The sequence below is a fragment of the Spirosoma soli genome (genome assembly GCF_042684525.1).
GTDB classification, from domain to species: domain Bacteria; phylum Bacteroidota; class Bacteroidia; order Cytophagales; family Spirosomataceae; genus Spirosoma; species Spirosoma soli.
The window spans coordinates 229,785-251,492 of sequence record NZ_JBHULN010000001.1; the positions used below are offsets into that span (position 1 = coordinate 229,785).

Here is a 21,708-nt window from a genome sequence, read left to right on the forward strand (position 1 = left end):
AACTCACTATAGATTAGCATTACTTTTGATCAACGTTTAACCACACAACGCATCAACATAAACAGACCACCGTACTCAAATTATGACTGCTATAGCGGAACGCGAACGAATCTACGAACGAGCTGACAATAAAGGCTGGAAAAAATGGGGGCCTTATCTTTCCGATCGTGCCTGGGGCACCGTACGGGAGGATTATAGCCCCTACGGCGATGCCTGGAACTACGTTACCCACGACATGGCCCGCTCGCGTGCTTACCGCTGGGGCGAAGAAGGCATCGGTGGCATCTCTGATAACAAAGGCCATATCTGCTTTGCGCTGGCCTTCTGGAATCACAAAGACAATATCCTGAAAGAACGCCTGTTTGGACTGGCCGGTCCCGAAGGCAATCATGGTGAAGACGTCAAGGAGCTGTACTATTACCTCGACAGTACGCCGACGCACTCTTACATGAAAATGCTGTATAAGTACCCGCAGCAGGAGTTTCCATACAATCGACTCGTGATTGAAACCATGCGCCGAAATCGGCAGCAACCAGAGTTTGAGTTACTTGACACGGGCATTTTCGACAAAGACGAGTATTTCGATATTTTCATTGAGTACGCTAAAGCTGATCAGAACGATTGGCTGGTGAAAATCACGGCCCATAACCGCTCCGATCAGGCGGCTCCGCTGACCATATTACCCACCATCTGGTTCCGAAACACGTGGTCGTGGGGCTATGACCAGTATAACAGTCGGCCGATGCTCAACGGCATCGCTAACAACCAGATTGAGATAAACCACAAGCAGCTAGGCAAGTACAAGCTCTATTGCGAAGACGCCGACGCCCTGCTGTTCTGCGATAACGATACGAATACCGAACGGCTCTACGGTCGGCCGAACGTATCGAAATATCCTAAAGATGGAATCAACAATTTTATTACGTCGGGCGGCAAAAAGCAGTTTATCAATCCAAACCAGATCGGTACGAAGGCTTCGGCTCAGTACACGCGTGAGGTTCCGGCGGGCGGTAGCGTAAGCATTCGGCTCCGGTTTAGCGATCAGACGCTGTTCACCCAACCCTTTACCGATTTTGACGCCATCTGGGACAAACGCGTTGAAGAAGCAGACGCGTTTTTCGCCAATTTACAGAAGAACGTCACTGACCCTGAGTTGCTGGCGATTCAGCGGCAGGCCTACGCTGGCATGCTCTGGAACAAGCAGTTTTACTATTACAACGTTAATGAATGGCTCAAAGGCGACCCCAAGATGCCGGTGCCCTTTCAGGGACGTGTGTACGCTCGGAACGAAGGCTGGCGGCATATGTACACGGCCAACATTCTGTCGATGCCCGACAAATGGGAATACCCCTGGTTTGCAGCCTGGGATCTGGCGTTCCACACGCTGACGCTCGCCCGGCTCGACCCGCACTTTGCCAAGCGTCAGCTGGCCGTTATTCTGCGTGAGTATTATATGCATCCGAATGGCCAGATTCCGGCCTATGAATGGAATTTTGGCGATGTGAACCCGCCCGTTCACGCCTGGGCGACCTGGAAAGTGTACGAAATTGACCGCGACCTGAACGGCGTTGGCGACGTAGGCTTTCTGGAGCGGGTGTTTCATAAACTGCTGCTAAACTTTACGTGGTGGGTGAACCGCAAAGACGTCGAGGGCAATAACATCTTCGGGGGCGGCTTCCTCGGCCTGGATAACATCGGGGTATTTGATCGTAGTCAGCCGCTACCGATGGGCGGCCGTATCGAGCAGGCCGATGGTACGGGCTGGATGGCGATGTACACGCTCAATATGCTCAGAATTGCCTGCGAGATTTCGTTGACCCGGCCGTCGTATCAGGACATGGCCAGTAAGTTCTTCGAGCACTTCCTGCACATTGCAGCCGCCATGAACAACCTCGGCAAGCAAGGCATTAGCCTATGGGATGAAGTCGATCAGTTCTATTACGACGTACTGCATACGCCTGATAACAACGCCCGTCTGCTCAAAATCCGCTCAATGGTTGGGCTAATTCCCCTGTTCGCCGTCGAGATTTTAGATGAGGAGTTACTTTCTAAATTGCCCGACTTCAAGCGCCGGGTAGAATGGGTACTGACCAACCGACCTGACCTGGCATCGCTAGTATCGCGTTGGCACGAGCCAGGTAAGGGTGAAACCCACCTGCTGAGTCTGCTACGTGGGCACCGGATGAAAATGATTCTGAAACGAATGTTCGACGAGACCGAGTTCCTGTCGGACTATGGCATCCGGGCGCTATCGAAATACCACGAGAAGACGCCGTATCAGTTCGAGTTGAACAGCGAGATCTTCCAGGTACGTTACGTGGCCGCGGAGTCAGAGATGAGTATGTTCGGTGGTAACTCTAACTGGCGCGGTCCTATCTGGTTCCCGGTTAACTTTTTGCTCATTGACTCGTTGTTGAAATTCTACCAGTATTACGGCGACGACTTCGAGATTGAGTATCCGACCAATTCGGGTCAGGTGATGAGCGTGAAAGAAGCTACGATTCAGGTAGCTGAGCGGCTGATTAATATTTTCCGTCGCGGAGCCGACGGTCGTATTGCGGCTTACGGATATGATAAGAAGATGCAGACTGATCCGCATTTCCAGGGCTTATATCTCTTTTACGAGTACTTCCACGGCGACGTTGGAGCAGGCTTAGGCGCTAACCACCAAACGGGCTGGACGGGTCTGGTGGCTGACCTGATCGAGTACTGGTATAAGTACCAGCCAGAACCGGCCGCTGTAAGCATAGGTAAGTAGGCTACCATCTGTTGTATAATCTATAATACTCTAAACAAAGCAACACCCATGATCGCCCTTTGTTGTATTATCTGTCTCTTAACAAAGGTGCTTTGCTAAGAGACTTAAACGAACAATCCTCATAGCTCATCCGCCCCCGCAAATTCCGTCTCCTACACTGACGCGCTAACTCCACAACACCCAATCCAGATGCTTAGCACCCTACTCCTCCCCGTCGGCAAGGATGTAGACGTATAAGGAACGAGCGCCGTGTGCCCCAATCACCAGACTCTGCTCAATATCGGCCGTCTTGGACGGGCCGCAGATGAACGTACCAAAACCCGTCTGATCGACTTTGAGCAGTTTGTAGGCATCGTGCATGTTGGCTACCAGCGTCGACTGCCGAACGACGATGGACAGGTATTGCGTGATCATGGGCAGCACGCGGTGCGGCAAATGGCGCTCGTCGACCCAGATGGCGGCATTCTCTGCGACAGCGAGTTGCCCTTCGATAATAGCCAGGTTCAGACCTGCCAGATCGTGCGGGGATGTGCCGTCCAGCGGGGTATCGGCCAGGCTAGCCAGTTCAGGAATGGTTGTAGCAACGGCCGTTATACCAGAGTACGTTTCCTGAAGTTTGGCGATAACAGTCGCCCAATCGGGGACTACCTCGGCAATCCCCCCTACCGACGCTAACACATCGATGAATTTCTGGGTAAGGTCGTCAAAACGTGACTCGAAGGTGAATTGAGTCGGCAAGGGTATCAAGGCGGGGGCGTTGGCCTTGATGCTGCTTAAGATACGGTCGCGGGAAGTCATTTTTTAGCGTGGTTAACGTACCAGTCACGGAAACTTTCGGCGGGTGGCTCGGGCATTTCGCGCTGTTGGTACCACGGATTGAAGCGATTTTCGGCCAGCACCGGCGCAAACCGGAGTACCCCCCGCCCTACTTTGCCAGCGGTTCGGTACAGCCGGGGCGATTCGAGCACGGTGGCCATTGCTTTCATGGCCGCGGTCTTGGTGGTGGGTCCGTAGCCTTCCTGCATGAGCACCTGCCGCCATTTGTACAGCTGCTGGTGAATATCAATTTTAACCGGACAAACGTTGCTGCACGACCCGCAAAGCGTAGACGCAAATGGCAGATCGGCATTTTCTTTCATGTCCAGATTAGGCGCCAGAATTGAGCCAATCGGCCCGGCCACGGCGCTGTGGTAACTGAAACCACCCGACCGCCGGTAAACTGGGCAGGTGTTCAGACAGGCCGCGCACCGGATGCATTTGAGCGAATTCCGGAAGTCCGGTCGGCCCAGCTGACGACTACGTCCATTGTCGACAATGATCAGGTGCAGTTGCTGGCCCGGCCGGGGTTTATGGAAATGGCTCGAAAACGTAGTGATAGGCTGTCCGGTAGCGCTACGGGCCAGCAGGCGTAAGAATACCCCCAAATGCTCAGCACGCGGAATCACTTTCTCGAATCCCATCGACGCGATGTGAATGTCGGCCAGGTGCGCGCCCATGTCAGCGTTACCTTCGTTCGTACACACGACTAAACCGCCCGTTTCAGCAATGGCAAAGTTTACGCCGGTCAGGGCCACTTTCCGGGTAAGAAAGGTTTCGCGCAGATGCTGACGGGCCGCTTCGGTCAAGTATTGTGGATCGGTCGCGCCTTTGTCGGTGCCCAGGTGCTGGTGGAACGTTTCGCCAACGTCGGACTTCCGGAGGTGAATGGCGGGTAACACAATGTGGGAAGGTGGCTCCCCCCGCATCTGTACAATCCGTTCGCCCAGATCACTATCAATGACTTCGACGCCGTGCTCGATCAGGTAGTTGTTAAGATGACATTCCTCCGTGAGCATGGATTTCGACTTAACCATCTGGGTTATGCCCGCTTCGGTCAGGATGCGATGGACGATAGCATTATGCTCGGCACCATCGGTGGCCCAGTGGATGGTTATGCCGTTGCGAGTCGCGTTTTCTTCAAACTGCACCAGCAAATCGTGCAGGTTCGACAACACGTGGTTTTTGATCTGCGACGCAGCCTCACGAAGCTGCTCCCATTCGGGCACCTGAGCCGCGGCCCGGTCTCGTTTCGATCGCACAAACCAGAGTGTCTCATCGTGCCAGTCGACGGTTGCTTCGTCCTTGTTAAACGCACTGGCCGCAGTGGCATGGTCTACAACAGAGTTGTTCATAACATTCCGATCAGTTTATGGACCGCTGACTTTTATGATTTTTTGTGTTAACACCTAATCAATTGTATAGAATCATGAAAAACCCTATAGATCGTAAAAATCAGCGGTCTATTAAAATCAGTTATACCGTAGCCGTAAGAATTTCGGCAATATGCTTCACCTTCACCGGTGAGCCCGTCCGTTTAAGAATACCTTCTAAATGCATCAGGCACGACACATCGACGCCGGTGATGTAATTAACGCCATGTCGCAGGTGATCGGCCACCCGATCTTTGCCCATCTTGGCAGAAACGGCCTCTTCCGTCACGCAGAACGTACCGCCGAAGCCGCAGCACTCATCGCGCCGGTCCAGCTCAACCAGTTCCAATCCATTCACCATATTCAACAATTGAACCGGCTTGGAAAAGGGTGGCGCCATCAGTTCAGACATCTGCGACAAATGCAGTCCACGCTGCCCGTGACAGCTCTGGTGCAGACCTACGCGGTAGGGAAAGGCAGCCTCCAGCGCCGACACCTTTAATACATCCGTCAAAAATTCGGTTAGTTCGTAAACGCGCGACCGAATGGCTGTAGCCGCTGATTCGTTCGTTGCGTGAAGGTGTTCTTTTATGTGCAGCGTGCAGCTTCCCGATGGCGAGACGACATAGTCATATCCAGCAAAATTCCGGACGAAATTGTCGTTGCAGCCCCCCGTCAGGTGTTCATAGCCCGAGTTAGCCATGGGTTGTCCACAGCAGGTCTGCTCTAGTGGGTAATCGACTTCACAACCCAGCCGTTCCAGCAAGGTCAACGTAGCCCTGGCAACGTGTGGGTAAAATTGATCGACGTAACAGGGAATAAACAAGCCAACTCTCATACACGTGTTTAAGTAATCACATCGCTACGCTAAAGAGGCAATTTACTGCCATAAGCCAGCAATTGATCAACCATTAGTGGGATTATTTCTACTTGTCATTACTCAGCCGATAAAAAGCCGCTTAGGATGACGGAACGAAAGTACCAGCTTAGCGCCTAACCCCTGTCCTGTACCTTCCTACTCTAAAACAACACCTTTGTTTTGTTCAACAAAAGATTATCTGAATACAGGAGAGTGCATGATAGAAAGCCTTTCGCGTAGTATGACATTTAAGGTGCTAAACCAACTAGCTACACGAGCCCACCTGTCTAACCATAAACACCCTAACCGATGAAATACACCAACTTCCTGCTGGCAGGCTTCGTCTCCACTAGTATCGCGGTTTGGGCGCAACCGACGCCCCCGAAAGCTAACGATTCCACTACGCCTTTGCACGCCCTTCAGCCCGATTACCCCGTGCCCTACGGCAGTCCCAAAGTTGAGGACGTAACGAAGGTACTGAACCGGGTGTACACGTATCTGGACGCGGTAACGCCCATGCAGGTCATTGATAAGCAAACCAAACAGGAGATCAAAGACTTTGGTAAATTCAATGAGAATGCCATTCTCAAGCCCGGCGACTTCCGACTGACGAGTTACGAATGGGGCGTTACGTACGCGGGTATGCTGTTAGCCAGTGAAGCCACGGGCGATGCCCGGTACGCGGATTATACCAACAAACGATTCGCTTTTCTCAACAGCATTACGCCTTATTTCCGTCCGCAGGTTCAGGCGAACCCAAAGGCAAATACTCCGCTTCGGGCAATGCTGGCTCCGCATGCACTCGATGACGCCGGTGCCATGTGCGCGGCCATGATCAAAGCGGTACGGGCCGGTTCCATCAAAGCGGACCTACGTCCTCAAATCGACACCTACATTAACTACATTCAAACTAAGGAGTACCGGTTAGCCGATGGTACGTTAGCCCGTAACCGTCCGCAGCCGAACACGCTCTGGCTCGATGATCTGTTTATGGCCATACCCGCCCTGGCCCAGATGGGCAAGCTGACCGGCGACCAGAAGTATTTCGACGAGGCTGTGAAGCAGGTTATGCTCTTTTCGAAGCGGATGTTTAACAAAGAGAAAGGCTTGTACATGCACGGTTGGGTCGAAGGCATGGACGTGCACCCCGAGTTTCACTGGGCACGCGCCAACGGCTGGGCCATTATGACTAAGGTTGAACTGCTGGACGTGCTGCCGGAAAATCACCCAGGCCGGGCCGCCATCCTCGATTTGTTACGTGCCCATGCGAAAGGGCTGGCCGCTTGTCAGTCAGGATCGGGCTTCTGGCATCAACTGCTCGACCGAAACGACTCGTATCTCGAAACTTCGGCCACGGCTATTTATGCCTATTCCATCGCCCGCGCCATTAACCGGGGCTGGCTCGATGGGCTGGCCTATGCTCCGATGACGATGCTGGCCTGGAATGCCGTGTCAACCAAGGTCAATGCTGAGGGCCAGGTGGAAGGTACCTGCGTCGGTACCGGCATGGCTTTCGACCCGGCGTTTTATTACCACCGCCCGATCAACGTCTTTGCGGCCCACGGCTACGGCCCGGTATTACTGGCAGGGGCCGAGGTGATCAATCTGCTCAAGAAAAAATCGTTTGAAATCAACGACAGCTCTCTCCAACTGACCGAGAAGCGGTGACCTAAATTCATTACCCACGTTAATGAAAACTATTCTCTCATTATCTGCCTGTTGTGTACTGGCCTCTACGTTGGCAACCGCGCAACCTACCTTACCCAAAACCAATCTTAAGTTCGACTTTGGCTCGGGAAAGACCGAGAAAGGGTACATGCAGGTACTGCCGACTACTCAATACACGAAAGAAGCGGGCTATGGGTTCACGAAAGAGGCCCAGGTTTCGGCCGTAGATCGCGGTGGAAAAGACGCCCTGAAGAGCGATTTTATAACCAGTGATAAGCCGTTTTACTTCACCGTCGATGTGCCCGAGGGCAACTACGACGTTAAAGTAACTTTGGGCGATAAAGCCGGTGAATCGACGACAACCGTTCGGGCCGAATCGCGTCGGCTGATGCTGGATGAGGTCGTAACCAAGACCGGCCAGCTTGAAACCCGCTCATTTACGGTAAACGTTCGCTATCCACAGATTGATGCTCAGGAAAAAGTCCGGCTCAAATCTCGTGAACTAGCCTATCTCAATTGGGATAATCAATTAACGCTGGAGTTCAACGGGCCCAGCCCGAAAGTCTGCGCTGTCGAGATTACCCGGAACGACAAAGCAACTACGGTCTTCCTGGCCGGAAACTCGACCGTCGTTGACCAGGACCGCGAACCCTGGGCGGCCTGGGGGCAGATGATTCCGCGTTTTTTTAAGCCCGGCAATGTAGCCATTGCGAACCATGCCGAATCGGGCGAAGCCTTGAAAAGCTTTGTCAGCGAACGGCGACTGGCCAAGATTCTGAGCCTGATGAAACCCGGCGACTACCTGTTCATCGAATTTGCGCACAACGACCAGAAGCGGGGAAGCGCGTATGTCGAGCCATTCACAACCTACAAAGAGCAGCTAAAACTGTACATCAGCGAAGCCCGGAAACGAGGAGGAATACCCGTGCTGGTGACGTCGATGCACCGTCGTAACTTCGATTCCACTGGGCACATCAACAACACCTTGGGCGACTACCCCGAAGCCGTGCGCCAGACTGGAGCAGAGGAGAAGGTTGCAGTGATCGACCTGAACGCGATGAGTAAAACCCTGTACGAAGCCTGGGGGCCGGAGCAGTCTATCAAAGCGTTCGTGCATTACCCCGCGAACAGCTTCCCCGGCCAGACGCAGGAGTTGAAAGACAACACGCATTTCAGCACTTACGGAGCTTACGAAATTGCCCGGTGCATGATGGAGGGCATCAAGGCTAACGTACCGGACCTGGCCAAGCACCTCATGAGCGATATTGCCCCATTTAACCCCGCTCAACCCGATCCAATTGCGGCATGGCACTGGCCGCTTAGCCCCATGATCACGGCCCTAAGACCGGACGGCAACTAAAACACGTTCATACCGATCGCACTCAATCTTATGAAGTACGTCTTTATTTCCCGGGTTCTCTTTACAGCACTTTGGCTAGCTAGTTGGCCAGTCCAGGCGCAACGGCTAATGGAAAATTTGGGCCGTGGCGTCGTTGCTATCAATCAGGGCGAGGGTAAGGTGTACGTGGGCTGGCGGTTGTTAGGCACCGACCCCGATAACATCGCGTTTAACCTGTACCGGACATCGGGCAACGGGAAACCGGTCAAGCTGAACAAACAGCCGATTATCCAGAGTACAAACTATATCGACCAGGGCGTTGATTTGAGTCAGTCAATCAGCTACGTTGTGAGACCAGTGCTAAGCGGCAAGGAACAAGCGGCCAGCAAACCGTATACGCTGATGGCTAACGCTCCGGCGCAGCAATACCTGACTCTTCCGCTGCAAACGCCCCAGGGCTACACGCCCAACGATGCCTCAGCGGGCGACCTGGACGGCGATGGGGAGTATGACATTGTGATTCACCAGGCCGGGCGAGGACGCGACAACGGTCAGGCGGGCTTGACCGACCCGCCAATCCTGGAAGGGTATAAACTGGATGGTACGTTGTTTTGGCGCATTAATCTTGGGCGTAACATTCGTGAGGGAGCCCACTACACGCAGTTCATGGTGTACGATCTCGACGGCGATGGCCGGGCTGAAGTCGCCTGCAAAACCGCCGATGGCACTATCGACGGTACGGGTAAAGTCGTCGGCGATTCGACGAAGCATTGGGTCGGTCAGGATGGTAAGATTATGACAGGGCCAGAGTACTTTACCGTTTTTGATGGAAAAACCGGCGCGGCCCTGGCAACGACCGATTACATTCCCTCGCGCAATCCAACTGATGGATGGGGCGGAATTGGTGGCAATGGCGGAACCGACAACAACGGCAACCGCGTCGACCGTTTCCTGGCCTGCGTAGCTTATCTGGACGGAAAATTGCCAAGCGTGATCATGTGCCGGGGTTATTACGGCCGCACGGTGCTGGCAGCCTGGGACTGGCGCAACGGCAAGTTATCATCGCGCTGGGTATTCGACTCCAACAAGCAGGATGGCTTTTCAGGTATGGGCAATCACAATTTAACCGTTACTGATGTTGACAACGACGGCAAAGACGAGATTATCTACGGCTCAATGGCAGTAGACGATAACGGCAAAGGCTTGTACACCACCCGACTCCGGCACGGCGACGCTTTGCACGTCACCGATCTCGACCCCACCCGGCCGGGCCTGGAAGTATGGGGCATCCACGAAAACGAAGAACCCGTGCCTGGTTATGACAACGGCTATGGCGCAGCCCTCTACGACGCCCGGACAGGACAGGTAATCTGGGGTAAGTTCCCCGGAAAAGACGTAGGACGTGGCGTGGCCGAAGACGTTGATCCAACGAATCCGGGCGCTGAACTTTGGTGGTCAGGTTCCGATGGTGTGTACAACGTAAAAGGAGAGCGTATTGGCGATAATCCGCCATCGGTCAACTTTCTGGCGTGGTGGGATGGCGATCTGACCCGTGAACTGCTGGATGGCAATCACATCGACAAGTACAAACTGACGGGTCCATCGGAGCGGTTACTAACGGCCGAGGGCTGTTCCTCGAATAACGGTACGAAAGCGACGCCCGCCCTCAGCGCTGACCTGTTCGGCGACTGGCGCGAAGAAGTGATCTTTCGTACCAACGACAACAAAAGCCTGCGAATCTACACGACAACCATTCCGACGGAGCATCGTTTATACACCCTGATGCATGATCCGCAGTACCGATTGAGCATTGCCTGGCAGAATGTTGGGTATAACCAGCCTCCGCACACCAGTTTTCACCTCGGTAATGGCATGAAAACACCACCTAAACCTTTACTAAACGCAGAGGGACAGAGTATGCGTAGCGTTCGCAAAGATTTTTAAGTCCCTCTGTGTATACTCTGCCCTTCTGCGTTTAAACTCAAACCTCCTATGCATAAGACCCTGTCAGCCTCACTATTCATCATTACCGTTTTTTTGTTGGCGGCTATGCCTCCCCAACGGCCAACCCTCTACATCATCGGTGACTCTACCGTTCGGAATGGTTCTGGTAAAGGGTCGGATGGCCTATGGGGTTGGGGTAGCCTTATTTCGGAACACTTCGACACAACGCGACTACATATCGAGAATCACGCCATTGGTGGCCGTAGCAGTCGTACGTTTATGACCGAAGGCCGCTGGGATAAAATCATGGCGACGCTTAAACCCGGTGATTTTGTGCTTATGCAATTTGGCCACAACGACGGCGGAGCCATCAACGATACGTCCCGGGCACGGGGCAGCATCAAAGGCATTGGCGACGAAACACAGGAGATTGACAACATGCTCACGAAGAAACATGAGATCGTACACACCTACGGCTGGTACATGAAGAAGTACATCAACGATACCAAAAGCAAAGGAGCCACACCCATCGTTTGTTCGCCGGTACCACGTAACGTCTGGAAAGAGGGCAAAGTAGAGCGGTCCGGTAACAGCTACAGTAAGTGGGCGGCCGAATGCGCTAAATCGGAAGGAGCTTACTTCATTGATCTAAATGATCAGATTGCCCAAAAATATGAGGCCGGTTACGACGAAGCCAAACTTAAAACCGAGTTCTTCCCCGGCGATCATACCCATACCAACTACGCAGGTGCTAAATTCAATGCAGCCGCCGTGGTTGAGGGTTTGCAACAGTTGAAAGACTGTAAGCTCAACAATTTCGTTGCCACCATGGCTAAGAAGTGATCGATGGATCGATCAACTTTTTAAAGTCAGGGTCTGCCGTAGCCTAGCCGGGCTGCGAACCAGCGGCCAGGCTACACAACCCACCAGGTACAGCTGGAGCGAGGTCTAGCCAAGGTTACTAATGTGTCGCGATCAACCGCCCTTGCGCTCCAGCATGTCGACGGTGTGCTGCAACGAGGGATGACCAAAGGGCAGGGCAGTAGGCGCATCGGCTGTTACTTTCCAACTCTGATGGCCCGGAACAACGAACGCTGGTTTCGGATAACGTTCATGCACCCGGCGCATGGCAGCCGGCCAGCTAGCCAGATCAGCATCCGACAGATTTCCCAAGCTGCTGGCCTCATAACTTTTAATGAAGCATCCGCCAAATAAGACCTTTTGCTTCGGTAACCAGACCACAATATTATCGGGGGCATGACCAGCGCCGGGAAAGTACGTTTCGATCGACGTACCGCCCACTTTCAGCGTTGTATCGTTGGGTAAGATGCCATCCGGGACCGGAAAGCCCTCTTTTTTGGCCAGATCCGCCGTTAAGCGCGTACTGACAACCCGCGCTCCGTGCCGACGTAGCACTTCGGTTCCCGCCAGTCGGTCTTCATGAAAGTGAGTAACAACGGCTAGCACAACGCGCTGTTTTAGGTAGGTGCTGACCCATTTTATGAGCTGCGTGGTTTGGGCCGTATCCCAGGGTGTGTCAATCAGAACAACTCCCTTTTTGGTCTCGACAATCATCCCGTTCGATGGAAACGGTTGGCCGCCGTAGAGGTTATACGACGTGTGGACATACACCGAGGGCACAAGGGGTTCAACACTGATGGTAAACGGCTGAGCGTAGGCATGCCGACCAACAGCAAGCGCCCAAAGCATCGATAGTAAGCACAAGTACTTCATAGACAGCAGGGAGCGTAGTGGTTAATTAAGTGGTACTTTGAAAACTCTTTATTCTCACGAGCGCTACAGATTTCGGATGTATTTCTGTCCACCCAGGTACCTCATTTGCCGGGCAATCTGTCGGGTCCGGCGCTGGATGTAATTCGAGGGATTCTTGATCGAAAACAAGCGGGGGTTCGGTAGTACGGCTGCCATTCGGGCGGCTTCATTGCGGGTCAACGATGCGGCTGAGTGGCCATAGTACCGCTGCGATGCGGCTTCGACGCCAAATGTCATGGGCCCGGTTTCTGCCACGTTCAGATACACTTCAAGAATGCGCTTCTTACCCCAAATCAACTCGATAAGGGCCGTAAAGTATACTTCTAAGCCCTTACGGATATAGCTTCGCCCACTCCACAAAAACACGTTTTTGGCTACTTGCTGCGATATGGTGCTGGCTCCCCTTGGCCGTTTACGATGTTGGTTCTCTTTGATGGCATCCTGAATTTCATCAAAATCGAAGCCCCAATGCGTCGGAAACGCCTGATCTTCGGAAGCCACTACAGCAAGGGCGGCTTCTTTGCTGATCTCATCGTACGAACGCCATTTTTTATACACATGGCTGCTTTCGTCGGTTCCGAACGTGTCCATCCAGCGCGACACGACTAAAGGCGTTACCCAAACCGGTACGTATTTTAGCACAATCACGTAGCCGATCGAGCCAAAAAATAACCACAAAAACGCTTTTACGCAGAACCAATAGATACGCTCCAGCATCGGCCGCTCGCGAATGAACCGACGAGCCCGTTGCCACCGGCCCGTCTTCTGCAATCGTTGCATAGACGAATGAGCCGCTTTAGGGCGTGGCTGCTGGGGCGCATTGCGGAACGTATTGGCAGGGCGTTGCGAATTCATGGGCGTGAGGGCGTTCCGCGAAAATAATGGTATCGCCGATGGAAACCTGCGATGTTTATGGGATTTATAACCTGAAACCGCAAAAAATTAGCGCCCTATTGGTCGACGAATAACGTTGCCGCTACGCGATCGGCGAAAAGTTTGCCGGACTCTGTCAGTCGAAGCCGGTCGCCCTCACGAACGAGCCAGCCTGTTTTATACATACTCAAAAGGTCATTTGTTTGTTTTTGCGCAAAGTCAGCGCTATACAACACATTCAGCTCATTGAGTGAGCAACCCCACTGGGTCCGCAGTCCCGTTAACAGATATTCATTCACCTGATCGGCTACCGTGAGCTCCTCAACCGTAGCGGGCAGTTTACCATGTTTAATATCAGCGATATAACGTGCATTGTTAGCAATGTTGTATTGCCGACTATGACCATTATACGAATGAGCACTTGGCCCAATGCCCAGGTAAGAACGCCGTTGCCAATAGGCCGTATTATGACGAGCGTACAGACCGGGTTTAGCAAAGTTAGAAATCTCGTAATGCTCGTATCCGGCTGTCGTTAACGCGTTGGTCAACGTTTCAAATTGACTAGCGGCCAGCGCTTCGTCGGCGGGGGGTAATTTGCCTTTTTGCTGCCATCGCCCAAAAGCCGTATCGGGTTCAATGGTCAGCGCATAAGCGGAGATGTGTGGTACGCCTAACGCCAACGTTTTTTGCAGATCGGCCTGCCACATTGAGTCGTCCCGGTTGGGTATCCCATAAATCAGATCCACGCTCATGTTGTCGAATCCGGCTTCATGGGCTCGGTTAACGCAGACTTCGGCTTCGGTTGCCGTATGGGCCCGATTCATCCAACGAAGCGTGGCTTCATCGAACGTTTGTATGCCAATACTAAGCCGATTAACGTAGCGACGTAACATTGTCAACTTCTCGACTGTCAGATCGTCGGGGTTCGCTTCTAAGGTAATCTCGGCTGATGGGGAAATTGTAAAGTACGCGTGAATTGTTTCAGAAATTTGCGCCAGTTCGCTCTCACTTAGCAACGACGGCGTTCCTCCACCAAAATAAACCGTCTCTAATTGGTTGCTGGGCAGGTAATCTTTCTGGAGAATAAGTTCGGCACAAAGCGCATCCACCAGCGCTGATTTTTGGCTTAAACTGGTGCTGAAATGGAAGTCGCAATAGTGACAGGCTTGCTTACAGAACGGTATGTGAAGATAGAGATGCATCTATCTATATGACAGTAATGGCCCGCTGTGGGTTCCCGATTACAAATGCAAAGAGGGTAAAGGGTAAGCGATTAACCTTTTACGAAAATCTCATTTACGCCTGTAGGTCTTTCTCCAGTACAATCATCAGTCCGTGCTTCCCTTGGAGGGCTCCTACAATGTTAAACCCGAAGCGCAGGTTCAGAATGAGCATGTTGCGCCATTGGTTATAGGTCTGGGTGCGAATAGTCATGTATCCCTGTTGGCGACACCAATCGTGTTGTTGACGCATGAGCTCGGCCGCAATGCCCTGGCCACGATGCGATGGACTAACACAGCCTAACCAGCTATAGAATTGCCCCGGTTGTCGTTCGTAGCCGAGTTTACAACCAACGACGGTTTGGTCGTCAATGGCCAAAAAGGTAGGAATGGCTGTTCGGGCAAGTTGATAAGAGAGTTCAGCGACAGTCTCCTCACGACCACGATTATTGAAAACTGTCTGCAATAGGTCAACCATTGACGTTATCAGTGGCTCGGATGGCAAACCGTTGTGGAATTCGTAGCGGATGTTCATGCCGCAAAAATGCAAAATACCCGTTCGCTAGAGAAACGAATCGTTCAGTCTGGGCATTTCTTGCAGCGCTTGCCCTTTTTGTACTTCTTGCAGCACTTTTTCAATACGCATTCGCCCCCCAAGAAGGGGTTGCCCTGCATGACTGGCTTTTCGTGTGATGAGGTGGTGATAAGGTCACCCGTGAGAAACTCAGCGTTCATTGTCTGACTAGTTACGCCAGCAAAGTTACTTTATTTAGATTGATTAAAAACAATGTTATGAAAAAAGTTTTAATTGCTTCCTCTTTATTGATAAGCCTAGGCGCCTTAGGGCATGAGTTCTGGCTGCAACCGAGCCGATTTTTCGTTCGTCCCGGCGATGAGATTAGCCTACAGGTATTGGTAGGTGAGCACTTTTCGGGCGAGCGCTCGGAGGGGAAGAAGAATCGAATTATTAGCTACCGCCACCACGCAGCCACCGGTACGGCCGATATAACCCCTACCCTAACCGGCGATACGTACAGCGACGTTTTAGTCTCGCTCAATACCGAAGGCACGCATCTGTTCACGTTCATGAACACGCCTAAATTTTTGAGCATGAAAGCGGATAGTTTCCTTTTGTATTTGCAAGAGGACGGCCTCGATAATATCATCACCGCCCGCCAGCAACAGGGCGAAAGCAATAAACCGAGTCGGGAATTGTACCAACGATGCGCCAAATCATTGGTACAGGTGGGCGATACTCCCGACCGGACTTTTTCCAAGAACACAGGGATGACGCTTGAAATTATCCCGGCGAAAAATCCGTATACGCAGCGCTTTGGTCAAACGGCCGAGTTCAAGATCCTGTTCATGGACAAGCCACTGGAAGGGGCGCTCGTTCGCTACTGGAACCGGAACGCCACCAACCAAACCCTTGAAGAAAAGCAGCGAACAAACGCTCTAGGTGACGTTAGTTTCCGACTGCGGCCAGGGCGAAACATGGTCAGTGTCGTTCACATGGTACCCGCTAAAGACACCACGCAAACCCGCTACGGATCAGCTGATTGGCATAGTTACTGGGGTAGTCTTACATTTGGTTCCCGATAATAGTCAAAAAAGAGGCCAGCTAGCTGGCCTCTTTTTTCGATACATTCATAAGTTGAATGACTCGGCTGAGCAGTGTAGTTACCCGCATTTTATTTCATCTTACCGACGTATAGGGACAAATTCAGTCCGATAAATGAGCGTTTTGCATTCAGGTTGCCAAAGCCAGTAACACCAATGCCTAAATCTTTTGTCGACGTAATAAATCTGATTTCAGCAGGTAAACCTATGGTTGCATATTTAATCGGTTCATAAATGTTTGATCCGTTTATGAGCGGATCAGGGTCTGAGCTTAGGTACTTACCTCGATTGGTACCCCATACTCCGCTTACACCAGTTGAAAACCTAAACTTACCCGTTTTAAGCCCATACAGTAACCCGAACTCGTGAATTGCAATAGCAGGGACATTGTCCGGGAGAACTTCACCATTAAACGTGTATCGTGCGGTAACAAGGGTCGGACTATTATTAAACTCGTACCCAAGAGCAACCATACCACTAGGAAACTGACTTTTCCCAATTCCTAAACCAAGCCAGTACTTATGGTTAAAGACATCCTGACAGTAGGCTCCATTAGCCACTAGTAAGACCAGTGCCCATGCACTGACAAAAGTTAAACATTTAGACATAGTGTTGCTTCTAAAGGTGTATTTCAATTTTAACTTTTCCTTATAGCATGCCTTTCATTGAAAACATAGCTGCTCTATTTCATTCGCCCGGCATAGACGGATATGTTCAAGCCTGCAAATGACCGTTTAGCATTCCAGTTACCAAACCCGGTCAATCCAATGCCAACATACTTTGATGGAATAATAAACCGAATTTCAGCTGGTATACCTATGGTGGTATATTTAATTGTCTCATGCTGGGCGGAGCCATAAATCAGTGGATCAGGATCGGACCACAAAAATTTTCCTCGATTCTGACCCCATACACTACTCAAGCCTGCTGCGAAACTAAATTTGCCCATCTTATATCCATATAGTAATGCGAACTCACTCACTTCAATTGCAGGGCGTATGTCTGGAAAGATCTCAGTATTTAGCGTATACCGAGAAATAAGTATGGTTGGTTTATTACCAAGCTCGTAGCCAAAGGCAAACATGCCACTAGGCAGTTCACTTTTCCCTAATCCTCCACTGAGCCAAAATTTATTCGGTGAACTATCCTGGCAATAAGAAGCAGTAGATAGCAAGCAAAGAAGTAAAAGGGCAGAGAAGAAAGTAATAAATCTAGTCATACTATTACTTGGATAATTGAGATGATGAATCTAGCAGTCAGAAGTAGTTTTTAAAAACAATTTTGTCCACCGTTGGTACGAACAAAGTTGTGCCAACCCGATGCCAAATGACTTTCTGATCCGGATGAACATGTACTAAAAGCGGAAGAACATTGAACATTTTGCGAGCCGTACGTCTGGTCGTCAAACTGTTGTAGGGCTTTATTTTTGACAAAAATGGGCAGGGTTAACCCATTCTACAAAATATACTCTACAGCGTCTTAGAAAGATTAAACTATTAATATATAACAGCTATAAGCATATATACAGAGCCATATTAAGTATTTTCTACATTAAATTGCCATTAAAGTGTCAGCTTAACATTATTTACTATCTTACCTATATCGACTTAAACTAGTTAGCTTTGAAAAAGATCTTTTAATAATACAACGTTAGTAGTACTCTGAAATATTATTATTCTTATCATTATCAGTTAAACCAATCTATTTAGCGACTGTTAATATTCCATTAATATAAGCTTATTTTCACTTCATTCCGTAAAATGATTTAACATTAACAAGTAGTAGGCTCTCATCGCCCTTATTTCATTTATTGTATTATCCTTATATTAGCTTACTCGCTATGAGTGTATTTCTGGTGCTCAATGGACCGGGCAAACCGTCTGTCGATGAAGGCCTGTAACGTACAGTCTTGCCGCCTGTTGATGGTACTGTTGTGCCTGAGTGCATCGCCGGTACTCGCCCAGCTACCCTCCATCCGGGACACCGTATTGACTGGCTATACGCGTACGGCACTAACACCCATGTACTACGGGCTTGGTACCGACCGACTCGGGGGTGCCCGCATGGAAACCCTCGACTCTAATGTAGTCCTGAATGTAACGGGTATCGACTCCACCCAAAAGTTCTGGCGTGTTCGCCTGGCTCCGTCGCTGACAGCTTTCGTGCCCGTTGAGCAAGTACGGGTCGATACGTTACAGCCTTACCCAGTCGGTTCGCTCACTGGCAACTGGACTGTTTATGGCGATACCGCCGGTCAGGCTTTGGGGCCCTCCTTCGATTATGTTGCCGTTCGGCTGCCTGCCCGTTTGCCGTATCGAAGTCAGCAGCAAGTCAATCCTTCTCGCCTGGTAGTAGACGTGTTTGGGGCAACCCCGAACACAAACTGGATCACCCAGTTGAGGTCAGTGCAGGCCATCCGGAACGTATGGTTTGAGCAGATCGCCGACGAAACGTTCAGGATTTATATTGACTTAGTCCATGAACAGTCGTGGGGTTATTCCATTTACTACCAACGTAACACGCTGGTGATACGCGTACGCCGTCCGCCCAAAACCTACAGACTGCGTGGCCTCACCATTGCGGTCGATGCCGGTCATGGCGGCAGCAACACGGGCGCGAAGGGTAACCAATCGGGCCGGTTTGAAAAAGAACTCACCTTCGACGTGGCTCAACGGCTCCGGGCCCTGCTTGAACGCGCTGGTGTGCGGGTAGTGATGACTCGCACCAACGATACCCTTCTCGGGCCAACCGCCCGAATTATAGCCATGCGTCAGGCATTGCCCGATATGCTGGTCAGCATTCATTTCAACTCATCGGGCAATGCCGCTATACGGGGCGTCAGTACGTATTACAAGCACATTGGCTATCGGCCCCTGAGCCAGACTGTGTTACAGGAATTACTAAAAACCGGCGCAACCGAGTTTGGCAACGTAGGTCATTTCAACTTTTTCTTTAATGTCCCTACCGATTACCCAAACGTATTGGTAGAAGGTCCTTTTCTGAGTAATTCAGCCGATGAGGCCTTGATTACAAACGAACGCTTCCGCCAGAACATGGCGAAGGCCATTTGGAAGGGGATCAGGAAATTTGTCAAAAAGGCCCGCTGAACTACATAATTTCTCCGGTCAGGTACAATTGCACCTGCCCACTGATATCCACCCGTTCTCCGTTTAGCTTACAGCGTAAAAAGCCACCCCGTTTAGATAATTGGCGGGCCGTCAGTTCGGTTTTGTCCAGTTTTTCAGCCCAATACGGTACCAGCGTCGTGTGCGCGGACCCCGTAACGGGATCTTCGTCGATACCTGACTGAGGTCCGAAAAAGCGCGAGACAAAGTCAACACCCGAGTCGGCATCGCCGGGGGCCGTCACGATCACACCCCGCGCCGGAACCGTGCTCATCTCGCGAAAATCTGGTTCTAACGCTTCGATTTGCGCCTGACTTTCGTACACCAGCATGTAATCCGTTTTACCCTTAAAGACCAGCAGCGGCTTTTCGTGCAGGCTGGTTAGCAAGGCAGGTGGTTGTACGTTCGCTTTCTGAATGGTATCGGCGGGAAAGTCGAGCGTTAGCCAGTTATCCTCACTGCGACAAACTTTTAAGAGACCACTGCGGGAATCGAAAAAAATTTGATCAGTTTCGGCTTTATCTTCTAAATAAAACACCACGTAGCCAGCCGCCAGGGTAGCATGTCCGCACAGGTCTACTTCGACCGTTGGCGTAAACCACCGGATATGATAATGGCCTTCCTCTTCTTTCTTAATGTAAAAAGCCGTTTCAGCCAGATTATTCTCGGCAGCAATCTGCTGCATTTGTTCATCAGGAAGCCACTCCGCTAATGGCACAACAGCGGCCGGGTTACCTGCAAACAGTTGATCAGTGAAGGCGTCAAGTTGATAAATGCGCATAGAGTCGTTAAAGTGTGCAAGGCACAAAGTAAATTATGATTTAGGAATGATGCTTGTTTCGTTCTGTATGGCGTTAAACGTGTCTAACGTAAACTCCGTAAGCGTCGGTATAACGACGTCGGCAATCGCAAATTTAGGGTGTCCAAACTCAAAGGGAGCTGGTACCGCTACCGTATGCATACCCGCATCGTGAGCCGATCTTAATCCACTGCCCGAATCTTCGAAGGCCAGACAATCAGCGGGCGCTACGTTAAGTTGTTGGGCCGTGCCCAGGTAAACGTCTGGTGCGGGCTTGTTGCGGGCTTCGAGGGTAGCGGAATGCCATAACGTGAGCAAATCACGAATACCTAGGCGGTTGACGACCACTTCAATCAAGCTCATGGGCGAAGCCGATGCAATAGCCGTTGGGATCTGTTGACCCGCGAAAAATTCGAGGGCCTCGATAGCTCCCGGCATAGGTTCTGCTAATAAGGCAATGCGCTCATGTACACCCTCGGTGATGGCATCCGCCAGGTCTTCCAGACTGCGGGACTGTTCAGCCCAGGGAGCGCGGGCGTACCAGTACCGAACAACGTCCAGAATCGGCATTCCAGTGGTTTGCTTACACTCCTCATCCGTCAAAAATAAGCCAACGGTGGCAAAAACTTCCCGCTCCATGGCCCGCCAGTGGGGTTCAGAATCCACCAGTAGACCATCCATATCAAATATTGCTGCGTGTATCAAAATTAAAAGAAATAGAGGTGTTAACGATCAGACCGGCGGCAACCACACATACAATAAGCTGATTGCTAATACATTCAACCCTTGTTTATGCATCTAGCCCACGCTAATCTCCTTGTAACTAAATGCAAACAAACTACTTTCAGCCAAGATAGTACGGCCTGTACTTACCTTTTAGGACGAGCCTCTGAAGTTTTGAGTCACTTAAGTAAGCTACTTCTTATAAACGATTGATCGCCTAATTCCTCTAATTCTCTGAGCGTGTAACCCGTTCAGCGTTACACGGCTGTAGCAGTCTATCTACGTCAACTAGCCGTGCAACCGCTTGTAGAGAAGGAGGTTCCTTTTCGTGACTGGCTTAATTTATACGTCGGCCCGGCGAAATGGCTTTACATCAATTTTATCCCAAACGCCCTCTACAATGTATGGATCCGTTTCCAGATAATCGTTCAACTGATCTTCGGTTTCGAGATCAAGTATCAACATGGAGCCAATCATGTTACCATCCGCATTAAGCAGAGCACCACCGAGTAGGAACTGGCCTTTTTCTTTCAATTGACGAACGTAGTCTAGATGACTGGGCCGGACGGCCATACGTCGGTCGAGGGCATTTGTATCCGTATGGTCGTAAGCATGTATAACGTACTGCATGAAATGAATCGGATGTTTTATCGGGCAAGATACCATCTTTCGGCAATTTCGTCTTAAACCACGCCCAGTTTATCCCACTTTTTGGCGTCTCAACGGAGACTCTCCGGTCTTGATTCATCCTTGATTATTAGCAGTCCTTATCAGGAAAGCTACCAGACGCGTCAAATGATGATCTTCACAATCCAGTA

Annotated in this window: 20 protein-coding genes; 7 read left to right on the forward strand and 13 right to left on the reverse strand. The window is 51.1% G+C overall.

Going from position 1 to position 21,708, the window contains the following annotated elements; all coding sequences use genetic code 11:
- Window positions 1–82: 82 nt before the first annotated feature.
- Complete coding sequence (locus ACFSUS_RS00910; RefSeq protein WP_381517768.1) at window positions 83–2,758, forward strand: MGH1-like glycoside hydrolase domain-containing protein; 2,676 nt, start codon at window positions 83–85, stop codon at window positions 2,756–2,758.
- A 201-nt stretch (window positions 2,759–2,959) separates the two neighbouring features.
- Here ACFSUS_RS00910 and ACFSUS_RS00915 read toward each other — a convergent pair whose 3' ends face one another.
- From ACFSUS_RS00915 to ACFSUS_RS00925, 3 genes are all read right to left on the reverse strand, one after another.
- Complete coding sequence (locus ACFSUS_RS00915) at window positions 2,960–3,556, reverse strand: LutC/YkgG family protein (protein ID WP_381517771.1); 597 nt, start codon at window positions 3,554–3,556, stop codon at window positions 2,960–2,962.
- Window positions 3,553–4,929: a lactate utilization protein B gene (locus ACFSUS_RS00920; RefSeq protein ID WP_381517774.1), complete on the reverse strand. Its 1,377-nt coding sequence runs from the start codon at window positions 4,927–4,929 to the stop codon at window positions 3,553–3,555. The genes ACFSUS_RS00915 and ACFSUS_RS00920 overlap by 4 nt, the downstream gene beginning before the upstream one ends.
- 121 nt (window positions 4,930–5,050) lie before the next feature.
- Entirely contained in the window at window positions 5,051–5,785 is a 735-nt protein-coding gene (locus ACFSUS_RS00925) for a (Fe-S)-binding protein (RefSeq protein ID WP_381517777.1), read from the reverse strand.
- 330 nt (window positions 5,786–6,115) lie between these two features.
- Between ACFSUS_RS00925 and ACFSUS_RS00930 the strand changes: the two genes are divergently transcribed.
- The 4 genes from ACFSUS_RS00930 to ACFSUS_RS00945 are packed head-to-tail and all read left to right on the forward strand — an operon-like array spanning window position 6,116 to window position 11,600.
- Entirely contained in the window at window positions 6,116–7,474 is a 1,359-nt protein-coding gene (locus ACFSUS_RS00930; protein WP_381517780.1) for a glycoside hydrolase family 88/105 protein, read from the forward strand.
- Between the two features lie 22 nt (window positions 7,475–7,496).
- Window positions 7,497–8,834: a rhamnogalacturonan acetylesterase gene (locus ACFSUS_RS00935; protein WP_381517783.1), complete on the forward strand. Its 1,338-nt coding sequence runs from the start codon at window positions 7,497–7,499 to the stop codon at window positions 8,832–8,834.
- A 30-nt stretch (window positions 8,835–8,864) separates the two neighbouring features.
- Window positions 8,865–10,757, forward strand: a complete 1,893-nt coding sequence (locus ACFSUS_RS00940) for a rhamnogalacturonan lyase (RefSeq protein WP_381517786.1) — start codon at window positions 8,865–8,867, stop codon at window positions 10,755–10,757.
- Between the two features lie 48 nt (window positions 10,758–10,805).
- Entirely contained in the window at window positions 10,806–11,600 is a 795-nt protein-coding gene (locus tag ACFSUS_RS00945) for a rhamnogalacturonan acetylesterase (RefSeq protein ID WP_381517789.1), read from the forward strand.
- Between the two features lie 132 nt (window positions 11,601–11,732).
- Here the strand turns inward: ACFSUS_RS00945 and bla are convergent, their stop codons facing one another.
- The 5 genes from bla to ACFSUS_RS00970 all read right to left on the reverse strand — a co-directional run bounded on the left by bla (window position 11,733) and on the right by ACFSUS_RS00970 (window position 15,358).
- Window positions 11,733–12,491, reverse strand: a complete 759-nt coding sequence (gene bla, locus ACFSUS_RS00950) for a subclass B1 metallo-beta-lactamase (RefSeq protein WP_381517792.1) — start codon at window positions 12,489–12,491, stop codon at window positions 11,733–11,735.
- 63 nt (window positions 12,492–12,554) lie between these two features.
- Window positions 12,555–13,385 carry a monofunctional biosynthetic peptidoglycan transglycosylase gene (gene mtgA / locus ACFSUS_RS00955; RefSeq protein ID WP_381517795.1) on the reverse strand — a complete coding sequence of 277 codons (831 nt, stop codon included), beginning with the start codon at window positions 13,383–13,385 and terminating at the stop codon, window positions 12,555–12,557.
- Between the two features lie 95 nt (window positions 13,386–13,480).
- Window positions 13,481–14,605, reverse strand: a complete 1,125-nt coding sequence (gene hemW, locus ACFSUS_RS00960; RefSeq protein WP_381517798.1) for a radical SAM family heme chaperone HemW — start codon at window positions 14,603–14,605, stop codon at window positions 13,481–13,483.
- Between the two features lie 94 nt (window positions 14,606–14,699).
- Window positions 14,700–15,158, reverse strand: coding sequence for a GNAT family N-acetyltransferase (locus ACFSUS_RS00965; protein ID WP_381517801.1), 459 nt, complete (start codon window positions 15,156–15,158; stop codon window positions 14,700–14,702).
- Window positions 15,159–15,202: 44 nt separating this feature from the next.
- The gene (locus ACFSUS_RS00970; RefSeq protein WP_381517803.1) at window positions 15,203–15,358 is read right to left on the reverse strand and encodes a hypothetical protein; all 156 of its coding nucleotides are present in this window, start codon (window positions 15,356–15,358) and stop codon (window positions 15,203–15,205) included.
- Between the two features lie 57 nt (window positions 15,359–15,415).
- Here ACFSUS_RS00970 and ACFSUS_RS00975 point away from each other — a divergent pair, with 57 nt between their 5' ends.
- Window positions 15,416–16,225, forward strand: coding sequence for a DUF4198 domain-containing protein (locus ACFSUS_RS00975; protein ID WP_381517805.1), 810 nt, complete (start codon window positions 15,416–15,418; stop codon window positions 16,223–16,225).
- Between the two features lie 89 nt (window positions 16,226–16,314).
- On the opposite strand, the gene ACFSUS_RS00980 is transcribed toward ACFSUS_RS00975, so the two are convergent.
- Both ACFSUS_RS00980 and ACFSUS_RS00985 read right to left on the reverse strand, forming a co-directional pair.
- A complete protein-coding gene (locus ACFSUS_RS00980) occupies window positions 16,315–16,851 on the reverse strand; it encodes a hypothetical protein (protein WP_381517808.1) in 537 nt (178 codons plus the stop codon).
- A gap of 74 nt (window positions 16,852–16,925) precedes the next feature.
- The gene (locus tag ACFSUS_RS00985) at window positions 16,926–17,462 is read right to left on the reverse strand and encodes a hypothetical protein (protein WP_381517811.1); all 537 of its coding nucleotides are present in this window, start codon (window positions 17,460–17,462) and stop codon (window positions 16,926–16,928) included.
- Between the two features lie 667 nt (window positions 17,463–18,129).
- Here ACFSUS_RS00985 and ACFSUS_RS00990 point away from each other — a divergent pair.
- Complete coding sequence (locus ACFSUS_RS00990; protein ID WP_381517814.1) at window positions 18,130–19,350, forward strand: N-acetylmuramoyl-L-alanine amidase; 1,221 nt, start codon at window positions 18,130–18,132, stop codon at window positions 19,348–19,350.
- A gap of 1 nt (window position 19,351) precedes the next feature.
- Here the strand turns inward: ACFSUS_RS00990 and ACFSUS_RS00995 are convergent, their stop codons facing one another.
- The 3 genes from ACFSUS_RS00995 to ACFSUS_RS01005 all read right to left on the reverse strand — a co-directional run bounded on the left by ACFSUS_RS00995 (window position 19,352) and on the right by ACFSUS_RS01005 (window position 21,520).
- Entirely contained in the window at window positions 19,352–20,149 is a 798-nt protein-coding gene (locus ACFSUS_RS00995; RefSeq protein WP_381517817.1) for a PhzF family phenazine biosynthesis protein, read from the reverse strand.
- A gap of 33 nt (window positions 20,150–20,182) precedes the next feature.
- Window positions 20,183–20,872 (reverse strand): hexitol phosphatase HxpB, encoded by a 690-nt coding sequence (gene hxpB / locus ACFSUS_RS01000; RefSeq protein WP_381517822.1) that lies wholly within the window; start codon window positions 20,870–20,872, stop codon window positions 20,183–20,185.
- A gap of 360 nt (window positions 20,873–21,232) precedes the next feature.
- Entirely contained in the window at window positions 21,233–21,520 is a 288-nt protein-coding gene (locus ACFSUS_RS01005; protein ID WP_381517825.1) for a YciI family protein, read from the reverse strand.
- Window positions 21,521–21,708 lie beyond the last annotated feature (188 nt).